Annotated in this window: 11 protein-coding genes; all 11 read left to right on the top strand. The window is 71.2% G+C overall.

The annotated features are described in order from the left end of the window. Positions 1–54 precede the first annotated feature (54 nt). Positions 55–546 carry an acyl-CoA thioesterase gene (locus GCN81_RS04810; RefSeq protein ID WP_156722174.1) on the top strand — a complete coding sequence of 164 codons (492 nt, stop codon included), beginning with the start codon at positions 55–57 and terminating at the stop codon, positions 544–546. 81 nt (positions 547–627) lie between these two features. Then, the gene (locus GCN81_RS04805) at positions 628–3,027 is read left to right on the top strand and encodes a bifunctional salicylyl-CoA 5-hydroxylase/oxidoreductase (protein ID WP_156722173.1); all 2,400 of its coding nucleotides are present in this window, start codon (positions 628–630) and stop codon (positions 3,025–3,027) included. 33 nt (positions 3,028–3,060) lie between these two features. Beyond that, complete coding sequence (locus GCN81_RS04800) at positions 3,061–4,149, top strand: carbon-nitrogen hydrolase family protein (protein ID WP_156722172.1); 1,089 nt, start codon at positions 3,061–3,063, stop codon at positions 4,147–4,149. Then, positions 4,146–5,258: a cupin domain-containing protein gene (locus GCN81_RS04795; RefSeq protein WP_156722171.1), complete on the top strand. Its 1,113-nt coding sequence runs from the start codon at positions 4,146–4,148 to the stop codon at positions 5,256–5,258. Before GCN81_RS04800 ends, GCN81_RS04795 begins: the two co-directional genes overlap by 4 nt. A gap of 139 nt (positions 5,259–5,397) precedes the next feature. After that, positions 5,398–6,303: a fumarylacetoacetate hydrolase family protein gene (locus tag GCN81_RS04790; protein WP_156722170.1), complete on the top strand. Its 906-nt coding sequence runs from the start codon at positions 5,398–5,400 to the stop codon at positions 6,301–6,303. 149 nt (positions 6,304–6,452) lie between these two features. Then, complete coding sequence (locus GCN81_RS04785) at positions 6,453–7,193, top strand: maleate cis-trans isomerase family protein (RefSeq protein ID WP_156722372.1); 741 nt, start codon at positions 6,453–6,455, stop codon at positions 7,191–7,193. Between the two features lie 76 nt (positions 7,194–7,269). Beyond that, positions 7,270–8,112, top strand: a complete 843-nt coding sequence (locus tag GCN81_RS04780) for a PaaX family transcriptional regulator (protein WP_156722169.1) — start codon at positions 7,270–7,272, stop codon at positions 8,110–8,112. Positions 8,113–8,171: 59 nt separating this feature from the next. After that, positions 8,172–9,005, top strand: a complete 834-nt coding sequence (locus tag GCN81_RS04775) for a M55 family metallopeptidase (protein ID WP_156722168.1) — start codon at positions 8,172–8,174, stop codon at positions 9,003–9,005. After that, positions 8,998–10,314 (top strand): M20/M25/M40 family metallo-hydrolase, encoded by a 1,317-nt coding sequence (locus GCN81_RS04770; protein WP_156722167.1) that lies wholly within the window; start codon positions 8,998–9,000, stop codon positions 10,312–10,314. Before GCN81_RS04775 ends, GCN81_RS04770 begins: the two co-directional genes overlap by 8 nt. A 13-nt stretch (positions 10,315–10,327) precedes the next feature. After that, positions 10,328–12,304 (top strand): S9 family peptidase, encoded by a 1,977-nt coding sequence (locus tag GCN81_RS04765; RefSeq protein ID WP_197287473.1) that lies wholly within the window; start codon positions 10,328–10,330, stop codon positions 12,302–12,304. After that, on the top strand, positions 12,301–13,239 hold the full coding sequence (locus GCN81_RS04760) for a S66 peptidase family protein (RefSeq protein ID WP_407697934.1): 939 nt from the start codon (positions 12,301–12,303) through the stop codon (positions 13,237–13,239). Before GCN81_RS04765 ends, GCN81_RS04760 begins: the two co-directional genes overlap by 4 nt. The last annotated feature ends 86 nt before the right edge of the window (positions 13,240–13,325 follow it).

Here is a 13,325-nt window from a genome sequence, read left to right as displayed (position 1 = left end):
CCCCGTCTTCGGTCAGGCGGTTCTCCCGCCTCCCGTCAGAAGGAAGGCAACGCCATGGATACCTCCCGTCCGCAGCCCGCCGAAGCCCCGACGGTCGGTCACGCCACCGGCGCACCCGCTGGTGCGCGGTACCTGCCCAGCATCGTCATCGAGCGCCGGGTCGAGTGGCCCGACACCGACGCGGCCGGGCACTACCACCACTCCACCGTGGTGCGCTGGGTCGAGGCGGCCGAGGCCGCCCTGCTGCGGCGCCTGGGCCTGGCCCACCTGTTCGGCAGCACTCCCCGGGTCCGTTTCGAGGCCGACTACCGCGCCCGGCTGTGGTTCGGCGAGAGCGTCCGTACCGAACTCCAGGTCACCAGCGTCGGCACCAGTTCCCTCCACTACGGCTTCACCGTTCGCGGCGAGAAGTGGGCGGTCGCCGCCGTCGGGCGCATGGTCGTCGTCCATTCGGCCGCCCGCGCCACCGGGTCGACGCCCTGGCCTGACGGCGTCCGGGACGTCCTCACCCAAACGGGCCCGCAACCGCCCGAGTCGCTCGTCTGAGCCTCACTAGCATGTAACGTTTTATTGACGGTCGACCAAAAGTCAGCATATCTTGTTTCGTGGAACCACCTAGGAGGACGCGTGCGTATAGCAGTCATCGGAGGGGGGCCCGGCGGGCTGTACTTCGCAGCCCTGGCCAAGCAGCTCTCCCCGCGAGGGGAGGTCACCGTCTGGGAACGCAACGCGGCCGACGACACGTTCGGCTTCGGAGTCGTGTTCTCCGACGAGACGCTCGACGGCATCGCGCAGGCCGACCCGGAGATCTTCGACGCCATGTCAGCGGACTTCGCCCGCTGGAGCGATATCGACATCCGCTACCAGGGACAGGTCCTCACCTCCGGCGGCCACGGCTTCGCGGCGCTCGGACGCAAACGACTGCTGCAGATCCTGCAGCAGAGGTGCGCCGCGCTCGACGTGGACGTCCGCTACCGCACCCAGGCCCCGCCGGTCGGCGAACTCGCCGCCGCCTATGACCTGGTGGTGGCCTGCGACGGAGTGCGCTCGGCGGCCCGTGCCGCCTACGCGGAGACCTTCGGCCCCGACCTCGACGAGCGGCACTCCCGCTATATGTGGCTCGGCACGGACCAGGCCTTCGAGGCCTTCACCTTTATCGTCTCCGAGCATGACTTCGGGACCCTCCAGGTCCACGCCTACCCGTACGACGACACCCGCAGCACGTTCATCGTCGAGATCGGCGAAGACGCCTGGCGGCGCGCGGGATTCGACGTACACGCCGCCCGCGACCACCCGGCCGGTACCAGCGACGAGGCCAGTATCCGACGATGCGAGGAACTGCTGGCCCCGCACCTCGACGGCCACCGGCTGATCCCGAACAACTCCAAGTGGATCCGCTTCACCACCGTACGCAACCGCACCTGGCGGCACGGCAACGTGGTGCTGCTCGGGGACGCCGCCCACACCGCCCACTTCTCCATCGGGTCCGGCACCAAGCTCGCCATGGAGGACGCACTCGCCCTGGCGGCCTGCCTCCATGAGCACCCCGACGTGCCCGGCGCGCTCGCCGCGTACGAGGCCGAGCGCAGGCCGGTCGTCGAATCCACCCAGCGGGCCGCGCAGGCCAGTCTGGAGTGGTTCGAGAACATCCACCGGTACACGCGCCAGGAACCCCACCAGTTCGCCTTCAACCTGCTCACCCGAAGCCGCCGCGTCACCTACGACAACCTGCGGGTACGGGACGCGGAGTTCATCAACGCCGTCGACTCCTCGTACGCGGCGGCGCCTGTCCCGGCAGCCGCCGCCGTGCCCCCCATGTTCCACCCCCTCCCGCTCGGCGGTCTGCGGCTGCGCAACCGTGTCGTCGTCCCGCCCACCGCGCTGTACGCCGCGCACGACGGGGTCCCCGGAGACTTCGAACTCGTCCACCTGAGCACCCAGTCCATCGGTGGCTCAGGGCTGGTCATCGCCGGAATGACGGCGGTCAGCCCCGAGGGGCGTGCCACGCCCGGATGCCCCGGGCTGTACACCGACGAACAGGAAACGGCCTGGCGGAGGATCACCGACTTCGTCCACCGCCACTCCCGCTCCCACCTGGGCCTCCAGCTCACCCATGCCGGACGCCGTGCGGCCACCACCGTGCCAGGCCCGGACGGCCGTCATCGTCCCCTCGCCGACAGCGACGGAGCCTGGCCGCTCGTCGCCTGCTCGGCCGTCGCCTGGGGTCCGGCCAGCGCGGTCCCACGCGAGGCCACCCGCCAGGACATGGACCGTGTCACCCACGACTTCGTCGCCGCTGCCGAACGGGCTCACCGCGCAGGCTTCGACGCCATCGAACTCCAGTTCGGTCATGGTCATCTGATGTCCGGGTTCCTCTCCCCGCTGACCAACCAGCGCACTGACTCCTACGGCGGAACTCTCGCGGGCCGACTGCGCTTCCCCCTGGAGGTCCTGCGGGCGGTGCGCGCCGTATGGCCAGCGGACAAGGCGCTGATCGTCCGCATCTCCGCCACAGACTGGGCCGAGGGCGGCACCAGCGAAGCGGACGCGGTCGCCATCTGCCGCGCCCTGGCCGACGCTGGAGCCGACGCCGTGGACGTCTCCACCGGAGAGGTCGTCGCCCACGAGCGGCCGCGGTACGGGCGCAGCTACCAGACGCCGTACGCCGACCTGATCCGCAACGCGACCGGCATCACCACCATCGCCGTCGGCGCGATCTCCTCGTACGACGACGTCAACTCGATCATCCTGGCCGGCCGGGCGGACCTGTGCGCCGTCGGCCGCGCCCAGCTCCACGACCCGCTCTGGACGCTCCACGCGGCGGCGGCCCAGAACTACACCGGGCCCGGAGCCCCCTGGCCCCCAGCCTGGCAGCCCGGCAGCGAGCGGCCCCCAGGCCCCGCGGCCGACCGTGTCCCACCCCGTCTGCACCGGCTCCGCGCAGCCGCGGCCCCCGTACACCAGCGCTGGCTCCCATCCGGCCCCGCCCCCGCCCCCACCCCCGCCTCGGTAGCGGCCCTCAGCTGACCGGCCGCACACCGCCCGCCACCGGAGGAACCGATGGAGAACCTTCCCCGCTTCACCGCCGCGGCCGTCCAGGCGGCCCCCGTGTACCTGGACGCCGCCGCCACCGTCGACAAGGCGATCGCCCTCATCCAGGAGGCGGCGTCCGCCGGTGCCTCACTCGTCGTCTTCCCCGAGGCGTTCGTCCCCGGTTACCCGTACTGGAACTGGACCATGAACCCGGTCCAGGGCTCCCCGTGGTTCGAACGCCTCTACCGTTCCGCGATCGACATCCCCGGCCCGCAGGTGGAGGCCCTGCGTGCGGCCGCCCGCCAGTACGGCATCGTCCTCGTGGTCGGAGTCAACGAGCGGGGCGCACACAGCCTCGGAGTGCTCTACAACACCCTGCTCACCATCGGCCCGGACGGCGAACTCCTCGGCGTGCACCGAAAGTTGGTGCCCACCTGGGCCGAGAAACTCACCTGGACCGGCGGCGACGGCAGCTCCCTGAGGGTCCACTCCACCCCCGTCGGTCCGCTGGGAGCACTGGCCTGCGGCGAGAACACCAACACCCTGGCCCGCTTCACCCTGCTCGCGCAGGGCGAACTCGTCCACGCTTCCTGCTATATCGCTCTGCCGGTCGCCCCCGAGGACTACGACATGGCGGACGCCATAGCGGTGCGCACCGCCGCCCACAGCTTCGAGGGCAAGGTCTTCTCCGTCGTGGCCTGCTCGACCATCTCCCCGGAGATCGTCGACACCATCGCGGGGGACGACGAGGACATACGACGCATGCTCGCCCGCCCCCGCAGCGCACTGTCCGGGATCTTCGGCCCCGACGGGCGCCCCGTCACCGAACCCCTCATCGACGACGAGGGCATCGTCTACGCCGAGATCGACCTGGCCAAGTGCATACAGCCCAAGCAGATGCACGACATCGTCGGCCACTACAACCGCTTCGACGTCTTCCAGCTCCACGTCGACAACCGCCCACGCACCCCGGTGACCTTCTCGACGGCTCCCACGGCTCCCACGCCGCACGACAGCGCACCGGCAGCCGCCCCGCACCCCTCACCTGACACCACGTGCACCACGTGCACCACGTGCACCACCCGCACCACCGGCTCCACGAAGGAGGAGGCATGACCACCGAGCACGACGACACCCAGCTGGGACGCGCACGGGTGTCCGACACCCCCGAACTCACCGCCTACTACGACGAACTCGCGGAACTCCAGGCCGGTGCCCTGTGGACCGTCGCCAACGACATCGAACCCTGGTACCCGCAGCCCAGGTCCGTCCCCGTCCGGTGGCGCTACGCCGAGCTGCGGCCCCTGGTCCACAAGGCCCTCGACCTGGTCAAGGCCGACGACGCGGGCCGCCGTGTCGTCATGCTCGTCAACCCCGGCCGCAGGGACGTCAGCGCCGCGGTCGGACTCCTCTACACGGGTCTACAGATCATGGGCCCCGGCGAGGCCATGACCGCCCACCGCCACCAGGCCGCCGCCCTACGCTTCGTCCACGAAGGCACCGGCGCCTGGACCATCGTCGACGGGCAGAAGCTCAAGGTCGGCCCCCGTGACTTCGCCATCACCCCCAACGGCACCTGGCACGAACACGGCAACGACAGCGACGACGCGCCCGTCATCTGGCAGGACGGCCTGGACATCCCGCTGGTCAACGCCCTCGACGCCGGGTTCTACGAGGTTCACCCCGACCTCTACCAGACACCCGGAAAGGTGATCAACTCCTCCGTCCTGAGCCACGGCGCGAACCTGCTGCCCTATGGCATGGAGAAGTGGACCAGGCCCTACTCACCGCTGCTCGCCTACCCGTGGGAGGCGACCTACGCATCCCTGCGCAACCTCGCCAAGGCCACCGAGGGCTCCCCGTACGACGGCGTGATCGCCCAGTACACCAACCCCGTAACCGGTGGGCCGGTCATGCCCACCATGGGTGCTCATATGCAGCTGCTACGGCCGGACCAGGCCACCCGTGCCCACCGGCACACCGGATCGGTCAGCTACACCGTGGCCAAGGGGCACGGGGTCTCGGTGATCGCCGGACAGTCCTTCGAGTGGCAGCAGGGCGACGTCTTCTGCGTCCCCTCCTGGGCGTGGCACGAGCACCACAACCTCGACCGGTCCGAGGACGCCTGTCTGTTCTCGTTCAACGACTTCCCCGTGATGCACGCGCTCGGCTTCCACCGTGAAGAGGCCTACACCGACAACGACGGGCACCAGCCCGTCGCCTGAGCCGCGCCGCCGCGCCGGAACCCCCGGCCCTGACACCGGAACCGGCGCGGCGGCGCCCCCCTTCGCTCGCTCCGTCCCTCCCTCCTCGCCCCCTCGCCCCGCCCTCTCACCTTGCCCCGCCCCCTGCCAAGGAGTACTCATGCGTCTGCTGACGTACACCCACGACGACGCGCCCGCCCGCCTCGGCGCGCAGGTCGACGACTGCGTGATCGACCTCGCCGCGCTGGCAGCGCACGGTGGTGTCGACCTGCCCGGCGACCTCCTGTCCTTCATCCAGGCCGACGCCCCTGCCCGCGAAGCCGCGCGACGCCTCCTGCTCAGCGACCCCGCCACCTGGCCGGACGAGGCCGTCCACCGGCTCGACGCGGTGTCGCTCAACGCCCCGCTGCGCCCCGGCAAGATCATCGGAGTCGGCCTCAACTACGTCGAACATGTCGAGGAGTCCAGCCGCAGCCTGGACACGGACAAGGAACTGCCCCCGCGCCCCGTCCTGTTCAGTAAGCCCGCCACGGCCGTCACGGGACCCGGCCAGCCGATCCTGCACAACGGAGACCTGACGGCCCAGCTGGACTGGGAATGCGAACTCGCCGTCGTCATCGGACGCACCGCCCGCCGCGTGAGCGAGGAGGACGCCTTGTCGTACGTCTTCGGCTACAGCATCGTCAACGACATCAGCGCCCGCGACCAGCGCCGCTCCGGCCAGTGGTTCTTCTCCAAGGGCCAGGACTCCTACGCCCCCTTCGGCCCGGCCGTCGTCACCGCGGACGACGTGCCCGACCCGATGGCCCTGGACCTCTCGCTGCGCGTCAACGGCGTCACCAAGCAGAAGTCGAACACCCGCCACATGCTCTTCCCCATCGCCCGGCTCATCGCCGACATCACCTCGGGCGTCACCCTCGAACCCGGCGACGTCATCGCTACCGGCTCCCCCTCGGGCGTCGGAGCGGGCATGGTTCCGCCGGAGTTCCTCACCCCCGGCGACACCGTCGAAGCCACGGTCGAAGGCATCGGCACGCTCACCAACCCGGTGATCGACGCCCGCTGACCGCTCCCGCTGACCCCTCCCGCCGCTCCACCCGAGCCGTATCCGTCGCCCGTATTCCGCCATCAGGAGCGCCCGTGTCGCACCGCCCCCAACAGACCTACCGCCAGACCTACCGCATCGGCCAGATCGTGCCCAGCTCCAACGTCACCATGGAAACGGAAGTCCCGGCGATCCTGCGCGCCAGGCACGCGATCGCCCCCGAACGCTTCACCTTCCACTCCAGCCGCATGCGCATGACCCACGTCACCCCCGAACAGCTCACGGCCATGGACGCCGACTCCGACCGCTGCGCCGTGGAACTCTCCGACGCCCACGTCGACGTACTCGGCTACGCCTGCCTGGTCGCCATCATGAGCATGGGCCTCGGCTACCACCGCACATCCGAGGACCGCCTGCACACCCGCACCGTCGAGAACGGGGCCCCCGCGCCCGTCGTCACCAGCGCCGGCGCTCTGGTCCACGGACTGCACACCCTCGGCGCCAGGAAGATCGCCCTGATCGCCCCCTACATGCGCCCCCTCACGAGGACCGTCGTCGACTACCTCACGCACGAGGGCATCGAAGTCCTGGACTACCAGGCGCTGGAGATCCCCAACAACCTGGACGTCGCCGCCCATGACCCAGCGGCCCTGCCCGGCCTCGCCGACGCCCTGGACCACACCGACGCCGACGCCGTAGTGCTCTCCGCCTGTGTCCAGATGCCGTCCCTGGGGGCGATCGAGGAGGCCGAACAACTCCTGGGCAAGCCCGTGGTGTCCGCAGCGGTCTGCACCGCCCATCAGATGCTGCGCGCCCTGGACCTCCCGGCCGTGGCTCCCGGAGCGGGCCACCTCCTGTCCGGCGACTACGCCGATACGCCACTGCCCGAGCGGGCGACCGTGACCGGCTGACCGGCGTGACCGGCGTGCCCGGTCGCCCCGGCGAGCCGCTCGGTAAGATCGCCACCGCACACGACGGAAGGCGATCATGGCGGACAGTCCCACCCGACCCAGCTCGTTGATCAACACGGTCTACGGGGCGTTCCTGCGCCGCCTCGGCGGATGGATCTCCATCGCGGACCTGATCACCCTGATGTCCGAACTGGACGTGGACAGCCAGGCGGTGCGCTCGGCCATCTCCCGGCTGAAGAAGAAGGGCGTCCTGGAGCCCGAACGGCAGTCGGCCACCGGCTACCGGCTGAGCCCGGCCGTCCACCCCATTTTCGACGAGGGCGACCGGCGCATCTTCGGCAGCCTGGAACCCGCGAACCTGGCCGACGGCTGGGTGATGGCGGTCTTCTCCGTACCGGAGACCGAGCGCTCCTACCGCTACCAGCTACGCACCCGGCTGACCTGGCTGGGCTTCGGGAACATGGCGCCGGGCGTCTGGCTGGCCCCCGGCCGTCTGCTCGACGACGCCCGCGACATGCTCGAACGCCTCGGCCTCAGCGACTACGTGCACCTGTTCGCCGCCGACTACGCCGCGTTCAGCGACCTGCGCTCGACCGTCGGCACCTGGTGGGACTTCCCGGCCCTGGAAGCCCAGTACGCCGCGTTCACCGACGCCTACGCCCCGGTCGCCGAACACCTGTCGCGTCAGGACGGCCTCGACCCCGCCGAGGCGTTCCGTCACTACGTGCCGATGCTCACCCGATGGCGCCGCCTCCCCTACCTCGACCCCGGCCTGCCCGCCGCGCTGCTGCCCGCGGACTGGAACGCCGTCGCCGCACGCCAGGTCTTCCAGGACCTGCACCACATCCTCGCCGAACCGAGCCTGCGTCATGTCCAGGACGTCACCGGCCTGGCACCACAGCGGCCACAGGTGTCGTAGAGCCCGAACGTGCACTCCGTCGTAGCCGGTTTCCCGCTTGGCGCGTAACGTGAAACGGCATGAAGATCCTCATCAGCGCCGACATGGAGGGCGCCACCGGCGTGACCTGGCCCGCGGACGTGCTCCCCGGGACCCCGCAGTGGGAGCGCTGCCGCTCGATGTTCACCTCCGATGTGAACGCGGCGGTGCGCGGTTTCTTCGACGGCGGCGCCGCTGAGGTGCTCATCAACGAAGCCCACTGGACCATGCGCAATCTGCTGCTCGAACAGCTCGACGAACGGGCCGAGATGCTCACCGGGCGGCACAAGTCGCTCAGCATGGTCGAAGGCGTCCAGCACGGCGACGTGGACGGCATCGCCTTCCTCGGCTATCACGCGGGCGCGGGCATGGAGGGAGTGCTCGCGCACACGTATCTCGCCAACTCCATCACCGGCGTGTGGGTCAACGGCGTACGGGCCAGCGAGGGTCTGCTGAACGCTCATGTGGTCGCCGAGTACGGTGTACCGGTGCTCCTTGTCACCGGTGACGACCTCGCATGCGAGGACGCGCTCGGGTACGCGCCCGAGGCCCGCAAGGTCGCGGTCAAGGACCATGTCTCGCGGTACGCGGCCCGCTGCCGCACCCCCGCGCGTACGGCCGCCGAGATCAGGGCCGCGGCCAAGGACGCCACCTCGCTGGCCGGGCGGTACGAACCGGTGCGCGGCGGCCCGTTCACCGTGGCCCTTGAGTTCGACGCCGAGCACCTGTCCCTGGCGGCCACGGTCGTCCCGGGTGTGGAGCGCACGGGGGAGCGGAAGGTCGCTTACACCAGCGAGACGATGTACGAGGGCATTCGCACGTTCAAGGCGGTCACCACGCTGGTGTCCGCGGCGGTGGAGGAGCAGTATGGCTGACGGACAGGCACTGGAGGAGGTCGTACGGTTCACCTCGGACCTGATCCGTATCGACACGACCAACCGCGGGGGCGGTGACTGCCGGGAGCGGCCCGCCGCGGAGTACGCGGCCGAGCAGCTGGCCGGGGCCGGACTCACCCCCACACTCCTGGAGCGCACTCCCGGCCGGACGAACGTGGTGGCCCGGCTGGAGGGCACCGACCCGTCCGCCGACGCCCTGCTGGTGCACGGGCACCTGGACGTGGTCCCCGCCGAGGCCGCCGACTGGCAGCGGCACCCCTTCTCCGGAGACGTCAGCGACGGCGTGGTCTGGGGGCGCGGCGCCGTCGACATGAAGAACATGGACGCGATGATCCTCGCGGTCCTACGGTCCTGGGCGCGGCTCGGCGTACGCCCCAGGCGCGATCTGGTGATCGCCTTCACCGCGGACGAGGAGGCCAGCGCCGAGGACGGCTCCGGATTTCTCGCCGACCAGCACGCGGACCTCTTCGAGGGCTGCACCGAAGGCATCAGCGAATCCGGCGCCTTCACCTTCCACGCGGGCCCCGGCATGGAGCTCTACCCGATCGGGGCGGGGGAGCGCGGCACCGGCTGGCTCAAGCTCACCGCGCGCGGCAGAGCGGGACATGGCTCCAAGGTCAACCGCGCCAACGCGGTGAGCAGGCTGGCCGGTGCGATCGCGCGGATCGCCGAGCACGAGTGGCCGGTGCGGCTCACCCCGACCGTCACGGCCGCGCTCAAGGAACTCGCGGCGCTGTACGGCATCGAGGAGCCGGTGGACGCCCCCCACTTCGACGTGGACAACCTGCTCGACAAGCTGGGCCGGGCGTCCTCCCTGGTCGAGCCGACCGTGCGCAACAGCGCCAACCCCACGATGCTGCAGGCCGGATACAAGATCAACGTGATTCCGGGCGAGGCGGTCGCCTACGTCGACGGCAGGTATCTGCCGGGCGGCGAGCAGGAGTTCAGCGACACCCTCGACCGGCTCACCGGCCCCGACGTGGAGTGGGAGTTCCAGCACCGGGAGGCGGCCCTCCAAGCGCCGATCGGCACCCCCACCTACGCCAAGATGCGTGCGGCCATCGAGGAGTTCGCCCCGGAAGGGCATGTGGTGCCGTACTGCATGGCGGGGGGCACCGACGCCAAGCAGTTCTCCCGGCTCGGCATCACCGGCTACGGCTTCTCGCCGCTGAAGCTGCCCGAGGGCTTCGACTACCACGCCCTCTTCCACGGCGTCGACGAGCGGGTGCCGGTCGAGGCGCTGCACTTCGGCACCAAGGTGCTTGATCGCTATCTGCGCACGGCCTAGGGGAGTGGGGGACATGGTACGGACGCTGCCGTACGGGGCCTGGACATCACCGATCGACGCGGCCCTGGCCGCCTCGCACGACGGGCGCCCCGAGTACGTGGGCTTCGTCGGCGACGAGGTGTGGTGGACCGAGCCGCGCCCCACCGAGGGCGGACGGCGCGCGCTGGTGCGCGGGACCGGGCAGGGGGAGCGGTCGGTGCTCCCCGCCCCGTGGAACGTGCGCAGCAGGGTGATCGAGTACGGCGGCCAGCCGTGGGCCGGGGCAGCGCGGCCGGAGGGACCGCTGGTGGTGTTCGTCGACTTCGCCGACCAGCGGCTGTACGCCTACGAGCCCGACGCCCCCGGCGCCGAACCCCGGCCGCTCACGCCCCTGTCCGCGATCGGCGACGGACTGCGCTGGGCCGACCCGCAGGTCCACCTTGACCGCGGCGAAGTGTGGTGCGTCCTGGAGGAGTTCACCGGCAGCGGGCCCAGCGACGTGCGCCGGGTCGTGGCGGCCGTGCCGCTGGACGGCTCCGCCGCCGATGACCGTACGGCGGTGCGGGAACTGTCCGACGCGACACACCGGTTCGTCACCGGCGCCAGGCTCTCGCCGGACGGGCGGCGTGCGGCCTGGATCGCCTGGGACCATCCCCGGATGCCCTGGGACGGCACCGAGTTGGTCGTCGCCGACGTCGGCGAGGACGGGCTGCCGGGCCAGGCGCGGACACTCGCCGGGGGCGAGGACGAGTCGATCGTGCAGGTCGAATGGGCGGCCGACGGGACCCTGCTGTTCGCGTCCGACCGCAGCGGCTGGTGGAATCTGTACCGCGCCGACCCCCACCGTGGGGCGGTCGCGCTCTGTCCGCGCGACGAGGAGTTCGCCGGGCCGCTGTGGAAGATCGGCCAGCGCTGGTTCACTCCGCTGTCGAGTGGACTGATCGCCGTGGTGCACGGCACCGGCGCCACCGCCCTCGGCATCCTCGACCCGGAGAGCGGCGAGGTCGTCGACACGGCGGGACCCTGGACGGAGTGGGCCCCGACCCTGGCCGCGCACGGCTCCCGGGTGGTCGGTGTCGCGGCCAGCCCGCGCAGCGCGTACGAGGTGGTGGAGCTGGACACCGCCACCGGGCACGCCCGGGTGGTGGGCGCCGAGCACGACGACCCGGTGGACCCCGCGTACTACCCGGAACCACAGATCCGTACCTTCGCGGGCCCGGCCGGGCGCGAGATCCACGCCCATATCTATCCCCCGCACAACCCCGGCCACCGGGCGCCCGACGCCGAGTTGCCGCCCTATGTGGTCTGGGCCCACGGCGGCCCCACCGGGCGCGCCCCCCTCGTACTGGACCTGGAGATCGCCTACTTCACCTCACGCGGCATCGGGATCGCCGAAGTCAACTACGGCGGGTCGACCGGATACGGCCGCGCCTACCGCGACCGGCTGCGCGAGCAGTGGGGCGTCGTCGATGTGGAGGACTGCGCGGCCGTCGCGCAGGCCCTGGCCGACGAGGGCACCGCCGACCGGGCCAGGCTCGCGATCCGCGGCGGCAGCGCCGGTGGCTGGACCGCGGCCGCCTCGCTCGCCACCACGGACCTGTATGCCTGTGGCACCGTGCAGTACCCGATCCTCGACCTCACCAGCTGGGGGACCGGCGAGACCCATGACTTCGAGTCGCGGTACCTGCACTCCCTGGTCGGCCCCATCGACGAGGTGCCAGGCCGCTATCGCGAGCGCTCGCCCCTCCACCACGCCGAGCGGATCACCGCGCCGTTCCTGCTGCTCCAGGGCCTGGACGACGTGATCTGTCCGCCCGCCCAGTGCGAGCGATTCCTCGCCACCATGGCCGGGCGCCGGGTGCCGCACGCCTATATCGCCTTCGAGGGGGAGAGCCACGGCTTCCGGCGCGCGGACACCGTAATCCGCTGCCTGGAGTCCGAACTCTCGCTGTACGCACAGACCTTCGGCATCACCCCGCCCGGCATCCCGACCCTGGAACTCACCAAGTGACGCTGCCTCAGGCCACGCGGCCACTCACCCGCCCCGGGCGGCTGGCCGCGGGCGACCGGGTGGCCGTCGTCGCGCCCAGTGGTCCGGTGCCCGATGACCGGCTTCAGGAGGGGCTCGATGTGCTGCGCGGCTGGGGCCTGGAGCCGACCCTCGGGCCCCATCTGCTCGATACGCACGCCGCGTTCGACTATCTCGCGGGCACGGACGCCGACCGCGCCCGCGATCTGCAAGCCGCCTGGTGCGATCCCGGTGTCGCCGCCGTGTTCTGCGCCCGAGGAGGATACGGCGTCCAGCGCATGGTCGACCTGCTGGACTGGCAGGCCATGCGGGCGGCGGGCCCCAAGCTCTTCCTCGGCTTCAGCGATGTGACCGCCCTGCACGAGGCGTTCGCGGTACGTATGGGCCTGGCCACGCTGCACGGACCGATGGTCGCGGGCGCGGGCCTCGCCAAGGAGGCCCGCTCCCAGGAGCACCTGTACGCCACGCTGTTCGCACCCGAGACGGTCCAGACGCTCGACGGCGGCGGGACGCTGGTCCCCGGCCGGGCGGCGGGCGTCACCCTCGGCGGCTGCCTCGCCCTCCTCGCCGCCGACCTCGGCACCGCGCACGCCAGGCGCTCGGCGCGGGGTGGTCTGCTCTGTCTCGAGGACACCGGCGAGGAGCCGTACCGGATCGACCGTGCGCTCACCCAGTTGCTGCGCTCCGGCTTTCTGGACGGCGTCGCCGGGATCGCGCTCGGCTCCTGGGCGGACTGCGGACCCTACGACGAGGTACGCGCAGTGCTGCTCGACCGGCTCGCCGGGCTCGGGGTGCCCGTGGTCGAGGAGCTCGGGTTCGGACACTGCGAGGGGGCGCTGACCGTGCCGCTCGGGGTGCCCGCGGTGCTGGACGCGGACCGGGGCACGCTCAGGTTCGAGGTGCCGGCGCTGCGGTAGGGCCCCGCACGGTTGTCATCCGGTCGGCCTAGCGTACCGGCCCGTGGCACACCGTACACCGTGCTCGCCGTGCGGGGACCCCGATG

Source organism: Streptomyces apocyni, assembly GCF_009739465.1.
Taxonomy (GTDB): Bacteria; Actinomycetota; Actinomycetes; order Streptomycetales; family Streptomycetaceae; genus Streptomyces; species Streptomyces apocyni.
This window is presented reverse-complemented; position numbering and strand designations above follow the sequence as displayed.